The sequence below is a fragment of the Citreimonas salinaria genome, from assembly GCF_900107235.1.
Taxonomy (GTDB): Bacteria; Pseudomonadota; Alphaproteobacteria; order Rhodobacterales; family Rhodobacteraceae; genus Citreimonas; species Citreimonas salinaria.
In genome coordinates, this window is the sequence record NZ_FNPF01000019.1 from 14,396 (window position 1) to 30,598 (window position 16,203).

The 16,203-nt window shown below is 63.1% G+C and carries 14 protein-coding genes; 7 read left to right on the forward strand and 7 right to left on the reverse strand.

The features are described 5' to 3' along the window. Positions 1 to 26: 26 nt before the first annotated feature. Positions 27 to 641 carry a GNAT family N-acetyltransferase gene (locus tag BLW27_RS21795; protein ID WP_089885394.1) on the forward strand — a complete coding sequence of 205 codons (615 nt, stop codon included), beginning with the start codon at positions 27 to 29 and terminating at the stop codon, positions 639 to 641. A gap of 535 nt (positions 642 to 1,176) precedes the next feature. Here the strand turns inward: BLW27_RS21795 and BLW27_RS17660 are convergent. The 4 genes from BLW27_RS17660 to BLW27_RS17675 form a co-directional block, all read right to left on the reverse strand. Beyond that, the gene (locus tag BLW27_RS17660) at positions 1,177 to 1,950 is read right to left on the reverse strand and encodes an amino acid ABC transporter ATP-binding protein (RefSeq protein ID WP_089885396.1); all 774 of its coding nucleotides are present in this window, start codon (positions 1,948 to 1,950) and stop codon (positions 1,177 to 1,179) included. Further along, complete coding sequence (locus BLW27_RS17665; protein WP_089885398.1) at positions 1,947 to 2,618, reverse strand: amino acid ABC transporter permease; 672 nt, start codon at positions 2,616 to 2,618, stop codon at positions 1,947 to 1,949. Before BLW27_RS17665 ends, BLW27_RS17660 begins: the two co-directional genes overlap by 4 nt. Positions 2,619 to 2,741: 123 nt before the next feature. Beyond that, positions 2,742 to 3,503 carry a transporter substrate-binding domain-containing protein gene (locus BLW27_RS17670; protein WP_089885400.1) on the reverse strand — a complete coding sequence of 254 codons (762 nt, stop codon included), beginning with the start codon at positions 3,501 to 3,503 and terminating at the stop codon, positions 2,742 to 2,744. A 391-nt stretch (positions 3,504 to 3,894) separates the two neighbouring features. After that, the gene (locus BLW27_RS17675; RefSeq protein WP_089885402.1) at positions 3,895 to 5,583 is read right to left on the reverse strand and encodes a catalase; all 1,689 of its coding nucleotides are present in this window, start codon (positions 5,581 to 5,583) and stop codon (positions 3,895 to 3,897) included. 1,181 nt (positions 5,584 to 6,764) lie between these two features. Between BLW27_RS17675 and BLW27_RS21335 the strand changes: the two genes are divergently transcribed. The 3 genes from BLW27_RS21335 to BLW27_RS17690 all read left to right on the forward strand — a co-directional run bounded on the left by BLW27_RS21335 (position 6,765) and on the right by BLW27_RS17690 (position 9,082). Next, a complete protein-coding gene (locus tag BLW27_RS21335) occupies positions 6,765 to 7,055 on the forward strand; it encodes a transposase (RefSeq protein ID WP_177177975.1) in 291 nt (96 codons plus the stop codon). A gap of 525 nt (positions 7,056 to 7,580) precedes the next feature. Further along, entirely contained in the window at positions 7,581 to 8,462 is an 882-nt protein-coding gene (locus tag BLW27_RS17685) for a DMT family transporter (RefSeq protein WP_089885404.1), read from the forward strand. Between the two features lie 389 nt (positions 8,463 to 8,851). Then, entirely contained in the window at positions 8,852 to 9,082 is a 231-nt protein-coding gene (locus tag BLW27_RS17690; RefSeq protein WP_089885406.1) for a sugar phosphate isomerase family, read from the forward strand. 242 nt (positions 9,083 to 9,324) lie between these two features. Here the strand turns inward: BLW27_RS17690 and BLW27_RS17695 are convergent, their stop codons facing one another. Then, entirely contained in the window at positions 9,325 to 10,083 is a 759-nt protein-coding gene (locus BLW27_RS17695) for a sulfite exporter TauE/SafE family protein (protein ID WP_089885408.1), read from the reverse strand. A 738-nt stretch (positions 10,084 to 10,821) separates the two neighbouring features. Between BLW27_RS17695 and BLW27_RS17705 the strand changes: the two genes are divergently transcribed. Next, entirely contained in the window at positions 10,822 to 11,343 is a 522-nt protein-coding gene (locus tag BLW27_RS17705) for a transposase (RefSeq protein WP_245710930.1), read from the forward strand. Between the two features lie 1,367 nt (positions 11,344 to 12,710). On the opposite strand, the gene BLW27_RS17710 is transcribed toward BLW27_RS17705, so the two are convergent. Next, on the reverse strand, positions 12,711 to 13,097 hold the full coding sequence (locus BLW27_RS17710; protein WP_089885410.1) for a DUF302 domain-containing protein: 387 nt from the start codon (positions 13,095 to 13,097) through the stop codon (positions 12,711 to 12,713). An 84-nt stretch (positions 13,098 to 13,181) separates the two neighbouring features. Continuing rightward, positions 13,182 to 13,805: an EF-hand domain-containing protein gene (locus BLW27_RS17715; protein ID WP_245710931.1), complete on the reverse strand. Its 624-nt coding sequence runs from the start codon at positions 13,803 to 13,805 to the stop codon at positions 13,182 to 13,184. A gap of 173 nt (positions 13,806 to 13,978) precedes the next feature. Between BLW27_RS17715 and BLW27_RS17720 the strand changes: the two genes are divergently transcribed. Together BLW27_RS17720 and BLW27_RS17725 are read left to right on the forward strand one after the other, a co-directional pair. Then, positions 13,979 to 14,704 (forward strand): response regulator, encoded by a 726-nt coding sequence (locus BLW27_RS17720; RefSeq protein WP_089885512.1) that lies wholly within the window; start codon positions 13,979 to 13,981, stop codon positions 14,702 to 14,704. Continuing rightward, positions 14,701 to 16,200 carry an ATP-binding protein gene (locus tag BLW27_RS17725; protein ID WP_089885412.1) on the forward strand — a complete coding sequence of 500 codons (1,500 nt, stop codon included), beginning with the start codon at positions 14,701 to 14,703 and terminating at the stop codon, positions 16,198 to 16,200. The genes BLW27_RS17720 and BLW27_RS17725 overlap by 4 nt, the downstream gene beginning before the upstream one ends. Positions 16,201 to 16,203: the final 3 nt, after the last annotated feature.

Here is a 16,203-nt window from a genome sequence, read left to right on the forward strand (position 1 = left end):
TGGAACGCAGCACGTAGGGTCTCGGCGTGATCGTTGATGTCGAGGCCGCGCGAGCGGTTCCGCGGGCCGAGGTGGGACCAATCAAGACCACGCTGGGCCGGGTGAAGGCGGAGTTCGGCCTGCACCCTGAACACCTGATCGCGGAGACCGCCCTTTGGGGGGTGGACGCGGCGCCGGGCCAATCGAAATTTGAAGTCGGCCGGTCCATCATTCGCAGCAATTCCGAGCACCCCGCTTGGTTCGGAAACTGGCGAGTCGCAGAACTCAACGGCGTCCTCGCCGGTGCGGTGAACTCCTACGTGCTACCGGCCCCCTCGCGGACTGCCCCTCCTGCGCCTGAAGTCAAAGGGTTGAACGACCTCAAGACGGTCGCTACCGGAACGTGGTATATTGCTTCAGCAGCCCTTCACCCGGAACATCAGGGAAAAGGGTTTGGTGAATTCTTGCTCGCCGAAGCTGAGACTCTCGCGAGGACCGCGAAAACCAGCCAGCTGACGCTGATGGTCGGAAGCTTCAACGAACGGGCGAGACGCCTGTATCTGCGATTCGGTTTTGCTGAGCGTGCCAAACGTCCGTTCACAGCATTTCCCGGCTCGGATGCCCCGGGCGAATGGATTCTGATGGGCAAGGACCTCGCATGAGCGATGACCTGCGATCTTAGTCTATCATGCTGAGAATGTTTGGCAGCCTCAGGTCCCGCTGAACGGGTACCCGTTACAGGGATCGTTAGCCGCGGGGTCAGCTTTGCCCGCAGCACGGCCGCTTGCCTGCTGGCAACGAAGGTCTGCTATACGGGTTAGCGCTCCTCCATACGCGCTCAAAGCGCCACCATCGCGTCCCTCCCTGTCCTTCGCAGCCACCGCCCCTCTATATCCGACAACCCTCGTGTTGTGGTAAATCCTCTTGGCAACCTGCTGAAGTGCGCAGGATCTTTGCGAGACGCCAAATCCGTCCATATCTCTCGCCTCAGTCGGGCATAAGCGGCTGAGAAAAATTGGAAAGGTATTTCCGCCTCATTAGGGAAGTCACCACATCCAGACCATGAGCCGCCGAACAGGCGGTTGCGGATACGGGACCAAGGCAGTCGCGTGAGCGGCTGCCCTCCCCGGCCCGCGCAAGGTTGGCCGCCGCATAGGCGGTTGCTGTCTTGCGGTGCGAGGCACCGATGCGCCGCTGTCAGTGCTTGAGAACCCGCGAGAGAAAGCTCCGGGTTCGTTCGTGTTCCGGATTGTCGAACACATCCTCGGGCGAGCCCTGCTCGACGATTTCGCCCTCGTGGATGTAGATGACCCGGTCGGCGACTTCGCGCGCGAAGCTCATCTCGTGGGTGACGATGACCATCGTCATACCTTCGCGGGCCAGTTCCCGCATGGCGTCCAGGACCTCGCCGATCATTTCCGGATCCAGCGCCGATGTCGGTTCGTCGAACAGCATGAGCCGGGGCTCCATTGCCAAGGCGCGGGCCAACGCCACGCGTTGCTGCTGGCCGCCAGAAAGCTGATTGGGGAATTTCTCTGCCTGATCCGCGATATCGACACGTTCCAGCAGACGTCTCGCGGTCTGACTGGCCTCTTCACGACTGGAGTGACGCACCTTGCGCGGGGCGAGCGTGATGTTGTCCAGAACGCTCAGGTGCGGGAACAGGTTGAACTGCTGGAAAACCATCCCGACCTCGGTGCGGATCTGCTGCAGCGTCTGACCTGCTTTGCCGTGGGGTTCCAGTACCTTGCCATCCACCTCGAGCCGACCGCTCTGAAACTCTTCCAAACCGTTGATGCAGCGGATGAGCGTCGACTTGCCCGAGCCGCTGGCGCCGATGATGACCACGACCTCACCGGGGGTCACCGACAGATCGACATCCTTGAGAACATGCAGCTCGCCGAAATGCTTGTTCAGCTTCTCCATGCGCACGATAGCCGTGGCGCTGTGATCGATTTCCCGTTCTTTCATCGCCCGACAAGCCCCTTGCGTTCCAGCATCCTCAACGCCAGCGAAAGGCTCAGTGTTATTGCCAGGTAGAGAAGGGCAACCATCAGATAGACCTCCAGCGCCCTGAACGTGGTAGCGATGTAGATCTGGCCCTGCCGGACGAGTTCGCCCACCCCAATGACGGCGAAGAGCGAGGTGTCCTTGATGCTGATGATACCTTGATTGCCCAGCGCCGGGATCATACGCCGAAAGCCCTGCGGCCAGATCACGTATCTGAATGTCTGCGTCCTGGAAAGCCCGAGCGACAACCCCGCCTCGCGCTGGCCGCGTTCGATCGATTGCACGCCGCCGCGCACGATTTCGGAGATATACGCGCCCGAATTCACGGCAATGGCCGCGATGCCGGCCGCGATGGCGTCGATCGGACCGCCCAAGAGCTGCGGCAGCCCGTAGAAGATGAACAGGACTTGAACCAAGACGGGCGTGCCGCGAAAAATCTCGATATAGGCGATGGCTGGCCAGCGCAGCCACGGCTTCGAACTGAGTCGCAGCAGCCCGAAGATCATGCCCAGCAGGAGGCCGATCGCCAGTCCCCCGAACGAGATCAGCAGCGTATAGGGGATACCGGCCAGCAGGAACGGGATCGAGTCGAAGGCAGCCTGCCAATCGAAGTCAAAGGAAGCATTCAAGGCAAGGCTCCGAATTGTGGTAGCGCATCAAGTGAAATGCCTTCCCGACGTGACTGCGCCGGGAAGGCGGCATTCGCATCTGAAGACGATGCTCACGCGGGTCGGACGGTCACTCTCCGGTGATCACTCCTCTGTCCCGCTGCCGAACCAGTTGCTGTAGATTTCGTCGTAGGTCCCGTCCTCGCGCATGGCCGCAAGCGCTTCGTTCACCGGCGCAACCAAATCGCTGCCCTCGGGGAAGGCAATACCGTATTGCTGACCTTCATAGAGCGGTCCGACGACCTTGACGCGACCCTCGCCCCTGGTCTTGGCGAAATAGGCGACGTTCGGCGCATCGTAAAACACCGCATCCACGTTGCCGCCCATGAGCGCCAGATACATGTCGCTCGATCCCGGATAGGGCGTGATCGTGGCGTCGTCGCCGAACCTTTCTGTCAGGTAGTCGAAGCTGGTCGAGCCAACCTTGGTGCCGATCGTCATTCCCTCGAGATCCTCAATCGTCTCGATCTCGTCATTGCCGGCGGCAACCAGGATCTGCAGGCCGCTGTCGTAGTAAGGGTCCGAGAAATCAACGACCTGATCGCGCTCGTCTGTGATCGTGATACCGGCGATCGCGATGTCCACGTTTCCGGTCTGAACGGCAGGGATGATGCCGTTGAAGTCCATGGTGTTTATGTCGACTTCGAAACCGGCACGGTCCGCCAGTTCCCTGATCAACTCCATGTCGAACCCGGTCATTTCACCGGTTTCCGGATCCATCATCTCAAATGGGACAAAGCTGGGGTCCGTCGCTACCTGGACGCTCTGGGCCTGCGCCGCACCGGCCAGCGCCAAGCCGACGCCAATCCATCCCGCCAGCGCGAAGTCCTTGGGTGCATAAGGCATGGGTCTTTCCCTTCTTCCAATGAAATCTGTGACTTACCGTGCGTCTTGAGGTGCCCAAGTTCGCGCGCCGGTATTTGAAGGTCAAGGCGAAATCCGAGAAAGCCGGAGTCCCGCGTGAAGAGGCGGCCCATCGACGGTCAGGCGTGCGATCACCTGCGCGTCGAGTGGCCACGTCGAGCGGGCGGCCGCTGGCGCCGTACCGCCCTGCGGCCAGCGTTGCGGCTCTTCTGACCCGTTTCGGCCAGCTGCCGGCACTATCCGCTCTAACGCCCGCTTCACAAGCTTCGCTGCGGTCGCCACGCCGCGTTGCCGCAGACACCTTCGGCATGCTGATCCTTACGCTGCCGCTGGTCCTGTCAATCATCATTGCGCTCGGGTAACCGCGAATGCGTTAGGGCAGCGGCACCTGCCCGGACAGAACCTCTTCGGCCGTCGCCTGCCGGTTCGTGACCGAGCTTGTCCATTGGCCCCATACCATGCTGTCTATGCTGTCGCCGTTATTGCCCAAATTTGTGAGACGTCGTTGATCTTCGTCGGTCAGTACCTGGCCAGGCAGCGGATCCATCTCGTGCACGTCGCTCGGCCCAATGCCGAGCATTTCACCGACACGCCTGCCGTACTCGTCGTGCACCAGCAGGAAATGCCAGACCATTCGCTCTTGCACATCCCGCTCGCACTCGGCGAGAAGAGTGCCCATGTTTTGGATCAGATCGTCACGTTCCCACTGCTCCATCGTGCAGAAGCGCGCGCGCGCTTGGACATAGTCGTTGCGTCTCTCGATGACGCTGCGCGTCAGGCGGCCCTTGATCTCGGGCGGATCGTTAGGCCTCCGTTCAGCTTCCTGCAGCCCGTCGTGGATCGACGGCTCGTAATTGACTGACGGGTTCTGCCCCGACGCAATCTCACGATAATGCGACATCTGGCCGCCCGATTGGTGGGTGGCGACGCTGCTTCCCTTGGGCTGGTTGACAGGCAACTGAAGATAATTGGGGCCAACGCGATACCGCTGAGTGTCGGAATAGGAAAACGTGCGCCCGACCAGCATCTTATCATCGGAAAAATCCAGCCCGTCGACCAGAACGCCGGTACCCATGGCAATCTGCTCATTTTCGTTGAAGAAATCCTCGACGTTGCGGTTCAGCGTCATCGTACCGACGTGACGAAGAGGAAAGTCGTTTTCGGGCCAGATCTTCGTGTCGTCGAGCGGATCCCAATCCAGTTCGGGATGCTCGTGATCATCCATGATCTGCACGAACATGTCCCATTGCGGGTAATTACCCACCTCGATGGCGGTGAAGAGATCCTTGGAGGCCGATCCCAGATCCTGCCCCTGCACCTTTGCCGCCTCGTCGGCAGTCAAGCTGGCGACGCCGTCACGCGGATGGAAATGGTATTTCACCAGAAACGTTTCGCCTGCGACGTTCACCATCTTGTAGGTGTTCACGCCAAAGCCTTCCATGTGGCGATAGCTCGCGGGAATCCCGCGGGGCGAAAACAGATGCGTCAGCATGTGCATCGTTTCGGGGGTCTGGCTCATGAAATCGAAGATGCGATTCGGCTCTTGCCGAAAGGTTACCGGATCGGGCTTAAGAGAATGGATGACATCGGGGAACTTGATCGCGTCACGGATGAAGAAGATGGCGAGGTTGTTGCCGACCAGGTCCCAGTTCCCATCCTCGGTATAGAATTTCACGGCGAAGCCGCGCGGATCGCGTGCCACCTCGGAGGAATCGCGGCCCCCGATCACAGTAGAGAACCGGACGGCGAGCGGAGTCGTCTTCTTTTCTTGGAAGAGTTTGGCTCGCGTATACTTGGAGGCTGGTTCGTTTCCAATCATGCCCGTGGCTTCAAATTCGCCATAGCAGACGAAGCCACGCGCATGCACAACCCTTTCGGGTATCCTTTCGCGGTCGAAATGTGAGATTTTCTCAAGAAACTGATAATTTTCGAGGGTAGCTGGCCCGCGGCTTCCCACTGTACGCTGGGACTGGTTATCGGCTATCACGTGGCCCTGGCGGTTGGTCAGGAACCTGTCCGACCGGGGCGCCGGACGCGTGCCTTCGGTCTTGCGCGCGCTCATCGTGCCGCTCCTCATGCTTGGGTAGTCTGGCAGCCCAACAGCACTGGGCGAAAAGTGTTCCCGTCGAGGCGCGAAGATCGGTTAGCCAGATCCCCCAAAACAGGGGCGAGCGGCGCGAGAACCGGGTGGAGGCTGTTACTTTGCCCGCGGTTACGACGATCGGGTCGGCCGCGAGGCGTTTGAAGCGCCTTCCGAACATGCCGGCGAAAGCCGTGGGACAACGCACCGCGTCCCGATAATGAGCCGCCGGAGAAATGAGCGATACTCCCGGTATGAGGAGTCGCCGCGTGAGCCGCTTGGCGCCATAGGAAGAATGTCCTTCGGCTGCTGAGGACGCTTCATCGCTGCGGCAAACACCTAAGCCAAGCTTCCTCATTATTCGCACCTGTATCCGCACATCACGCATACCGGCCATGCGGTTGCGCAGGCTGATTTGCCTTGACCGTTTGCCGAACGATGGCATAGGCGGCATATGAACGATGAAGCGCTGATTTGTGCATCATCTTCGTACCTCCCTGTTGGACTTAGGCCGAGCTTTGTGCTCGGCGTTTTTTCGCATGCCGGCTATCTCGGGGATGCCAGGGCAGGCGCAAAGTTCGAGGTGACGGTCCCCGGGGCGACGGTTCTAACGCCACGGATGCCGCACTTCGGGAACCTTCTGCCGATTGGACAGGACGTGGCGGTTTCTCGGAACTGTCAGGCGACATAGAAAACTGATCCCCCGCGACGACATGAGGAACTGACCCCGTTGTCAGAAGGAGGTCACATGAGGGAAGCAGTATCGCAGGGTTCTTCGCGAGGACGAGTTTCGCGGAGGACCGAGATGCGGACGCCTGAAAGTGTCGGCAATGCTGGCACTGAAGGCGCGTGGGTGGGGCTCGTAGCGCATCGCGGCGGAGCTCGGCTGCTCGCGGAACACCGTGAGGCGTTGGCTGGCGGCGGGGGCTGGCGCGCGCCGTCTTCGGCCGCGCGGGCAAAGGCTCTCGATGACTTGGAGGACTGGGTGTCGGAGCGTTTTCGGCAGCACGCCGGGAACGCGGACGTTGTGCGCCAGGAGTTGGCTGCGGAAAAGGGCACCACGGCAGCCTTCGCACTGTGGAGCGGGCGGTCGCGCCGTTGCGGCAGGAGCTCCGGGCGTAAGCGCGGGCGACGTTCGCTTCGAGACACGTCCCGACCAGCAGTTGCAGATCGACTTCGGCGAGCGCTGGGTGGAGATCGGCGGTACGAAGGTGAAGGTGTTCTTCTTCGTGGCCACTCTCGGTCATTTCCGGCGCCTACATGTGCGGGCCTTCTGCGGCAAGCGCCAGGACCACTGGTTCGAAGGCATGGAAGGCGCTTTCCGCCGCTTCGGCGGCGTACCACCTTGCAGGCCGCAACGAAGCCAGGAGCGGAGGCGCGCGGTCTTTGGTTCTGGCGTGTATGGCCAACCTTGGGTGCCTTCCGAACCACTGCAAAAGAAAAAGTGGCGATAATCGATCTCTCAGTTTTCAGCGACCTCGCGGGCATAGACCTGGGTGCCATGGAGGACCAATCGACCGCGTTAAAACCGGGCCAGACAGAGGTCAGCACGAACCTGTTTGCCTCCGACGAGGGCGTCTCCACATCGGTGTCTGGGAATGCACTCCGGGGCAGTTCACGGCGGATCGCTCCGAGAGTGCCGAGTTGGGCACATCGTGGCGTGTAAGGCGATATTGCCTAACAAGGACGGCACGAAAAAGATTTTGGCGCCAGGCGACGCTCGCATGATGCCTCAAGGATCGAAGGGCGTATGGGATCGTGATCTACACAAGGTATGGGCTCGGAGGATTTTGTTCAGCAGGGCCCTGAACCACACCCGGTCTGCCGAAGGCTGACTTCCGTTGGCTGCGCCGCTAACGTGTCGGCTTGGCCAGGGCGTTGTCGTAGCTCCCGCAGTTCGAGCTGGAGCTCTTAGAATCTTGCCGCCTCGACTCGGCGATGATCAGCGATGCAGCGTCACGCGCGAGGAGTGGACACCTATGCAGACCGTCGCCGCAAATGCCTTTTCGCGATCGTTCACCGGCATCCTGATGATGTGCGCGGGCGTCGCGTGCCTCAGCGTGAACGACGCCATCGGGAAGACCTTGGCGGCCGACTACTCGCCGGTGCAGATCCTTTTCCTGCGCAACGTGATCGCCCTGCCGGTGGCGATCCTGATCGCCCTGAGGATGGGAGGTACGGCGGCGTTGCGCTCCTACCGTCCGGCGGCGCATCTGGTGCGCGCCGTGCTCTGGCTCTGCGCCGCCACGCTCTTCTTCACGGGCCTGACCTATCTCGGCCTCGCCGAAGCCACGACGCTGATCTTCGCGGCGCCCGTGTTCATCACCGCGCTGTCGGCGCTGCTGCTCAAGGAGTACGTCGGGTGGCGGCGATGGTCGGCGGTTCTGGTCGGATTCCTCGGTGTGCTGGTGGTCGTCCGTCCGGGCAGCGCGGCCTTCCAGACCGCCGCGCTCTTTCCATTGGCGACCGCCCTCTTCTACGCCGCGCTGATGATCAGCGCGCGGTGGGTCGACCCGCGCGAAAGCGTCTGGACCCTGATGCTCTACCTCGTCGGAGCGGGAGCGCTGCTCAGCGGGATCGTGAGCCCCTTCGTATGGTCCACGATTCGGGTCGAGGATCTCTGGCTGTTCCTCGCCATCGCGTTGTTCGGAACGGCCGGCATGACCCTGATGACGCAGGCGTTCCGCTTCGCGCCCGCTGCGGTGGTCGCCCCATTCGACTACACCGCGCTGCTCTGGGCGACGGTGCTCGGCTGGCTGATCTGGAGCGAGGTCCCTGATCTCGCCACCTATATCGGCGCCGGTATCATCATCCTGAGCGGCCTTTTCATCGTCTTTCGCGAGCGGCAGCTCGATGAGTGAGAGCACAGGTATCCAACATGCATTTACCGGCGATCATCCGCGAAGTTACCGCGCCAGGATGCAGCGGCTGATGTTCGACGCCGCGAGCTTTCGCCCCGACCGTGCCCGTCTGCCCGAGAGCACCGCCGCATATGCCGCGGCCGAGGCCAGCGCATAGGACGCGGCGATAACCGACGCGGGAGGGACCGACCTGCAGCTTTTAAGCATCGGGGGCAACGGGCATATCGGGTTCAACAAACCACCTTGAACCTCGAGGGCGCAGACGCGAGTGCAGAGCCTGACCGAAGACACGCGCCGCGCAATTGGGCGCTTCTTCGGCGCGGACGATGAGGCCCCGCGCCTTGCGATCAATGGGGATAGCCACTGTGCCGGAATCCCACGCCTGCGTCATGTTGGTCACCGATACGCGGAAGGTCGCAGCCATCGCCGCGGCGATCGAAGGCCCGCTGTCGGCGGCGTGCCCGGCCTCGGCGCTTCAGCTTCATCCGGCCGCGACGCTGATCCTCGACCCGGAGGCCGCTGCCGACCTGATGCTGCGCGACCACTACGAGATGGTGCATCCGGGCGGCGGGGAGCCGCGCTTTGAAGCAGCAGCTGGTCCACACCGATACTCTCTATGACGGCAGCGGTGCGCCGGCGCGACTGCTGATCGAGATCGCCGAAGGACGTATTCCCGAAGCCCCACCCGTCCCGCGCCATGGTGGTGCAAGCGATCGAGCTGGTCTATTTCGTACGAGGAATCTCCGGTTACCTGTAGTCGCCGCTTGGGACGGCCCGCAAAAGCGCAGCGGGCCAGTCCCTGACTGATCCGTTGCGAGTTTGGCGCGGTCACGAATTCAATCGGCAGGAGACGCACCCGCCTCTATGCTACGAAGTACCACGCGCTGAGCCCCAGCCCCGTGGCGATGACGAAACTACGCACGATTGGTTGCGGCACGAGCCGTCCCATCACCACGCTGCTCCACCCGCCCAAGATGGAGGCGATCGCGACGATCGCGACCGCCTGCCACGCAACGGCGCCGGAAACGACGAACACAAGCACCGCCAGTCCCTGCATCACGCAAGCCAGCCAGTTCTTCGCCGCGTTCAAACGGTGAAAATCGCGCCCTTCTGTCAGCGATAACGACGCCAGCATCATGATGCCCATCCCCGCCCCGAAGTAACCGCCATACACCGCGACCAGTCCCTGCAATCCGATTGCCAGCGGGCCCGGCTTGTCCGATCCGCGCCGCGCCGCCATGCGCTCGCCCAGCGACGCGATGCGGGGTGCAAGCAGGAACAGGATCGTCGCGAAGAGAATGAGGAAAGGCACCAGCGCGCGGAAGGAGCTTTCGTCCGTTCCCAAAAGCAGCGAACCGCCGGTTACGCCGCCGATCGCCGAGACAACGGTGAAAGGCAACAACCTGAGCAGGCCGGCGGCAATCTCGCGGCGATATGCCCATGCGGCTGCGATCTGGCCGGGCAAAACCGAAACTGCCGAGGTCGCGTTCGCCATCACGGCCGGTAGCCCGACCGCAACGAGAGCCGTGAAGGTGAAGATCGTCCCTCCCCCGGCCAGCGCGTTGATCGCACCCGCGACGAAGCCGGCGCCGAGGAGAAGGAGGATGTCATAAAAGCCCATGGCGCTCGCTCTCCGCAGATCGGCTTCGTGCTCCTGCACCAAGCGCGCGGAAGGGGCAATGGGTGAGCTGCTGCCGGTTTCGCAGACACAAAGACGAGATCGTGACGCTGCTCACCCGCCCCAGATCTTCCGCTCGGACGCCCCTCGTTCTGTGAGCGCCGAGCCTCGCGAGCCTCCTTGGCCGCGTCCCTTGCCTGCTCCATCTCCTCGCGGGTCACGGCACCGTCGGCGTCGAAGCGTGTGGAACATGTCCGCTCTCTGAGTGGTCTCGGTGTTCTGGGCCTGGGCGAAAACCGGCGTGGTGAACGCGCCAAGGCTGATCATCAACTCGGCCGCAGAAAGAGACAGCGAAGAAGTTCTTGTCGGTGCTATGTCCTGTCGTGTTTCTGGTTGCGACGTGACTGCTACGAACGTCGGCGGAGTTTCTGTCGCCGCCACCAGCAATGTTTCAAAGCGCTTCGGGATGACATTGCGGGTCACTGACGGGCGCGGCGCGGAGGATTCCGCAGCATCTCCTCCAACCGGCCGGAATAGGCGCTGCGCTCGGTCGCGCTCATCGAAGCGATACGGTGCCAATACCAGCTCAACCTCTGCCATGCGCTCGCCGCGCGAGCGCCGGATATCACTCAGGCCCTCTGCGACTGTCTGCGCGTCAAACGTATCCGTCCGCTGTGGCCGCTCTGACGGTCCGCGGCTGATAATGTCCACCATCGATTGTGGACATCTTGAGGCACTCCATTGGCGGGGAAGAAGGGTCAGAAGAAGCGGTTCTGGGCTGACGAAGAGAAGCGATCGATCTGTGCGCAGGCGTCGGCACCGGGCGTGTCGGTGGCACAGGTTGCGCGCCGGTATGCGATGAACGCCAACCTGATTTTCAAGTGGCTGAAGGACCCACTCTTTTCCCCCGCCACCAGCGGAACGCCCGTCGTCCAGGAAGGTGGCAGCGTCTTCCTGCCGGTGGAGATCTCCGGTTCCGCCCTCGGGCAGCAGATCGACGACAGGCCCGCAGGGACAGCCGTTTCGACATCAGCCTCCCTTCTGGCCCATCGGGTCGACATCACGCTGTCGGACGGGCGGCGGGTCGTGGTGGAAGGGCCCACGGCGCTGTCACCGCGAGACCGGACGGATACCATCAAACTCTTCCGACTTCAGTTCATCGAGCAAGACAGGCAGGGCAGCAAGGCGATCAGCTTGGCGGTTGGACGTGTCATCGCGGCTCAGCTCCTCGCGCAGAGTGTGCCGTGTCTCGCGCGGCAGTGAGCCCGCGAACCGTTCCTTAAGGTTCAGATGTGCATCTCGGAACAGTCTGAGGCGAAGGTCTGGAGCGAGCTGAAGCAGCCCGAGCGGGGTTCACACCAAAAGTCATGCGTTTCTATCATCGGCGGAAACGTCCGTCTTGGGAGCCTCGCCCCGGACGCCTGATCAACTTGAGAGTGAACCGGCCTGCTGCCAACGAAGGTCTGCTGTGCGGGTTAGCGCTCCTCCATACGCGCTCGCAGCGCCACCATCGCGTCCCTCCCTGCCCTTCGCAGCCCCTCTATATCCGATAATCTGCATGTTATGGTAAAGCGTCCTCGGAGACGGTATCACGGTGCGGACAAGCCGGCGTAACACGCAACCGGCAGCAGCTCAGGCCTGACATCAGCGGGAAAAGCGGACGTCACACCTCAGGCGTGAGTTCCGCAACAATGCGGTTAGGTCCTCTTACTTGGTCTTTCCGCCCTCTCCCTTGCTGTCGCCGTCCATCGGATTGCGCCAAGTCGCGGGAATAGGGAATGTTTGAATGACGTGGCTCATGATACCTGTTTCGAATAATGGCTGGATCGACAATCATCGATTCTATGCCTTGCACGGAGCGAAGCTTGCCATACCAGCCAATGCGCGGTGGCAGCAAACCTGCGACCTTCGGTGCAACATTACCAATGATTCAAACCTCAGTCAGGACCAGATGGCCTGACTTCGGGCTCCGTTCTTGCCAGCCACATGCTCAAAAGTACTACAGATTTCGATGGCCGAGAGACACGATTTCGTCGACTGCATCCGGCCCTGACCGGACCTTCGAGGCCGAGGTCAACGCCGCATGGCGGCTCAACCGAACCGGTCGTTCATGCATCGCGCAGCATTTTCACCGGCTGAATGACTGCTGTGCGGGACCTTCCTGCCCTTCGCTGCGGACGCTCGCATTCCGCCGCAAGCGCGAAGGACATGGAAAGGTAAGGGGAGAGTGTCCGCCCGGTATCAGTGTCTGAAGTGCGGGACCTTGCTGTCGTTCGCCGCAATGGCAGGTTTGCCGATTTCGCAAGCGCAGCATCGGTAAGAAGGGCGGGAAGCAGTCCTTCTCTGCGGTTGCAACGATACTGGTATTCCTTCGGCGGGAGCCGTCTGGCCGAGACTGAGGCACCAATCGTAGATCATGCACTATGGCATGCTTGTCTTACGGTGATCCCGGCTCTTGTGCGAAGCAAGAGCCAGCGCGTGCCACGCCATTCGTGGCGCGCGCTGGCGATGGCTGTCAACGGCGGCGCAAAAACCGGCCATGCGGCGGCACAAAACCAGGCCAGTGGAAGAGTGGGAAGCGTCACGACGAATCCCAAGGAAATTCGGAGAGCGGCTGTATCGAGCCCCGCTCAGGCCGCCTCGACGGCGCGCACGAGTTTGTCGCGCACCTGCGCTGCGACCTTGTGCAACTCGGGGTTGTCTACCGCCGTCATCGAGGCGACCGGGTCGACGGCGTTGATCTCGGTGCCGCCTTCGACGCGGCGCAGTATCACGTTGCAGGGCAACATGGCGCCGATGCGCGGCTCGATCCCGATGGCCTCCCATGCCATCTTCGGGTTGCAGGCCCCGAGGATCGTGTAGCCCTCCATGTCGGCGTCGATCTTCTGCTTCATCGTCGATTTGACGTCGATCTCGGTCAGAACGCCGAAGCCCTCGGCCTTGAGCGCCTCGCGCATGCGCGCGTCCGCCTCTTCGAGAGTCGTGTTCGCCAGCAGTCGGTCGTGAGTGTAGGCCATTCCGGAACTCCTTCGTCACTCCTTGTGTGATCCGGGCCGGAGAGCTGCTCCGGCCCGGCGCCTGATCAACGCCGGTCTCGGCGATCAGTCCCGGGGGTCGGAGTCCGCAGTGCCGGTGCTTCCCATCGGGTGACCGATGCCGGGACGCGCCTGGCCATTCTGGTCCATCATCTGGCCGTTCGCGCCGCCACGTCGCTCCATCATGTCGGCGCGTCGCTCCATCATGCGGTCGCGCATCGTCTCCATGCGCTCCATCTGCCGGACCGGCGCCTGCATTTCCTCTTCGGTGACCTGGCCGTCGCCGTCGGCGTCCATGTGCTGGAAGCGATCGACCATCGCTTCGCGGATCATGGCGCTGTGCAGCGTCTCGAACTCGTCGATCGAGAGCGCATCATCGCCGTCCTCGTCGTATTCCGAACGCAGATCCTCCAAGCCCGAGCGCATCTCCTCGACCGTGACCTCACCGTCGGCGTTCTCGTCGAACCTGTCGTGCATGTCCTGCATGCCGCCCATCATGCCCATGCCATGCATTCCGCCGCTTTCGCCCATCATGCCGTGCATCCGCGTCATCATCTGCTTCATGCCGTGGCCGTCCTGCATGGCGGGCCCGCCATCGCCATGATGCCCTTGGTATCCCTGCGCGGCGGCAGCGCCTGCCGTCATGCCCAGCACGAGTGCCGATACGGCCACTTTCGAGAGCAGTTTCATAATCCGTTCCTCCAGCCTTGTTTCACCTGACTCATGTGGGCAATGACAGCGCGCTTCGGAACCAGCGTCATGCAAGGATTTGTAACCGCGTGTCGCAGGGGTCGGGGCTGATACAAACGGCGACAATGCGGGCGCTTACCGTCGCGCGCCGGTTCGACTATTGTACGTGCGTCATGACCGAGGCTCCGCATATCCTGGTGGTCGACGACCACCGCCAGATCCGCGAGTCGGTCACCCGCTACCTGCAGAAGAACGGCATGCGCGCCACGGCGGCCAGGGACGCGGTCGAGATGGACGCGCAGCTTGCCGGAGGGCATTTCGACCTTGTAGTCCTCGACGTGATGATGCCGGGCGAGGACGGGCTTTCGGTCTGCCGCAGGCTGTCGGCCGGAGACGCGCCGCCGATCATCTTGCTGACGGCGCTGGGGCAGGAATCCGACCGGATCGCGGGGCTCGAGATCGGGGCCGACGACTACCTGGGCAAACCGTTCAACCCGCGCGAACTGCTCGCCCGGATCAGGGCGGTGCTCAGGCGGGCGCCCGCCGGGGGCGAGGTCCACGCGGGCGCCTTCGCGGGCAAGCGGATCCGGTTCGCGGGACTCGTGCTCGACACAGACAGCCACGTGGTCGAGGGGTCCGAGATGGGGGCCGTGACGCTGACCACCGCTGATTTCCGCCTGCTGGTCGTGCTGCTCGAGCGGCCGCGCCGGGTGCTGAGCCGCGACCAGCTGATGGATCTCACCTCGGGCCGGGCCGCCGGGCCGCTGGACCGCACGATCGACAACCAGATCAGCCGCCTGAGGCGCAAGCTGGAGCCCCACGATCTGGCGCCACGGATTATCACAACGGTGCGCAACGGCGGCTACTGCCTGGCGGCGGATGTCGAGGTGGACGCATGAGGCGCCCGCTCGGAAGTCTTCGGGCGCAGCTGATCGTGTTGATCGTCGGCGCGCTGGTCGTGGCACAGGCGATCAGCCTGCTGCTGTTTGTGGACGAACGCAGGCTGGCCGTCCGGGCCGCGCTGGGTTTCGAGGCGGCGGGACGGGCAGCCAACGTCGCGCGACTGCTCGAAGAGGCGCCGCAGGACCTGTGGCCCTCGATCCTGCGGGCGGCGAATTCGCCTATGGTGCGGTTCGACCTGTCCGAGGCGCCGACGGTGGACCGGGCAGCGCACCATCACGCCCGCCACGTCGAGCGGCGGCTGCGCGCACTTCTGGGCGACGATTACAGCCGCGACATCCGCGCCGATGTCCAGCAGGTCGAAACGCCCGTGCTGCCGCTGCCGAACCTGTCACCCGAGATGGCCGAGATGCACCGCTCGATGATGCGCGGCGAGATGGCCGCGGTGCAGATGACGCTGTCGATCGCCCTGGCCGGCGGTCAGTGGCTCAATGTCGGGACGCGCTTCGAGCGGCCGCCGCTGCAATGGCCGCTGGTGTCGACATTCACCTTCGCCCTGAGCGCCGCGCTGATCCTGGTGTCCGTGTGCTGGTTCCTCGTGACGCGCCTGACCGGGCCGCTGCGCCGCCTGGCGCGGGCGGCGGACCGGCTTGGCCGCGGAGAGGAGGCGGTTCCCCTGCCCGAGATCGGCCCCGCCGAGGTGCGCGACCTGACGTGCGCGTTCAACCGCATGCAGGAACGCCTGACGCGCTTCGTCGCCGACCGCACGCGGGTCCTGGCTGCCGTTGGCCACGACCTGCGCTCGCCGCTGACCGCGTTGCGGGTCCGGGCCGAGATGGTGGAGGACGACGAGACGCGCGAAAGCCTGGTCGAGTCCATCGAGGAGATGCAGGTCATGGCCGAGGCGACGCTGAAGTTCGCCGAGGACCTGACCACCACCGAAGAGCCCGAGACGATCGAAATCGGCGCGTTCCTCGCCGCGCTAACGGCGGAAATGGGCGACGCGGTCACGCGCGAGGCGGGCGAACCGCTGAGGGCACGGGTGCGGCCGGTCGCGTTCCGGCGCGCCATTCGCAACCTCGTCGAGAACGCGCTGCGCTATGGCGGCGGTGCGACAATCGGCTGGCGGGCGGAGGCCAACAACCTGGTGGTCGCCATTCGCGACGACGGGCCCGGGATTGTGCCGGACAAGCTCGGGCAGGTCTTCGAGCCGTTCTACCGGCTCGAAGAGTCGCGCTCGCTCGAGACGGGGGGGCATGGGCTGGGGCTGTCGATCGCGCGTTCGATCCTGCGCGGGCATGGCGGCGAGATCCGGCTCGAAAACCGTGCCGAGGGCGGGCTGGCCGCGATCGTCACGCTGCCCTTGGCGCGGCCGGGAGACACAGCATACGACGAAAAGGAGAATTCCGATGATCGGGAGATTGACGACGCTTGGCGCGACGATGGCGCCGACGATCGCGGCCGCGGAGCGGCACGGCGGTTGGGGCGGATATGATCA

Bases quoted from the DNA above. Each gene is read 5' to 3' on its own strand.
- BLW27_RS17660 (WP_089885396.1), bottom strand. From the start codon at position 1,950: ATGAAAGAACGGGAAATCGATCACAGCGCCACGGCTATCGTGCGCATG.
- BLW27_RS17670 (WP_089885400.1), bottom strand. From the start codon at position 3,503: ATGCCTTATGCACCCAAGGACTTCGCGCTGGCGGGATGGATTGGCGTC.
- BLW27_RS17675 (WP_089885402.1), bottom strand. From the start codon at position 5,583: ATGAGCGCGCGCAAGACCGAAGGCACGCGTCCGGCGCCCCGGTCGGAC.
- BLW27_RS17685 (WP_089885404.1), top strand. From the start codon at position 7,581: ATGCAGACCGTCGCCGCAAATGCCTTTTCGCGATCGTTCACCGGCATC.
- BLW27_RS17690 (WP_089885406.1), top strand. From the start codon at position 8,852: ATGTTGGTCACCGATACGCGGAAGGTCGCAGCCATCGCCGCGGCGATC.
- BLW27_RS17695 (WP_089885408.1), bottom strand. From the start codon at position 10,083: ATGGGCTTTTATGACATCCTCCTTCTCCTCGGCGCCGGCTTCGTCGCG.
- BLW27_RS17710 (WP_089885410.1), bottom strand. From the start codon at position 13,097: ATGGCCTACACTCACGACCGACTGCTGGCGAACACGACTCTCGAAGAG.
- BLW27_RS17715 (WP_245710931.1), bottom strand. From the start codon at position 13,805: ATGAAACTGCTCTCGAAAGTGGCCGTATCGGCACTCGTGCTGGGCATG.
- BLW27_RS17720 (WP_089885512.1), top strand. From the start codon at position 13,979: ATGACCGAGGCTCCGCATATCCTGGTGGTCGACGACCACCGCCAGATC.
- BLW27_RS17725 (WP_089885412.1), top strand. From the start codon at position 14,701: ATGAGGCGCCCGCTCGGAAGTCTTCGGGCGCAGCTGATCGTGTTGATC.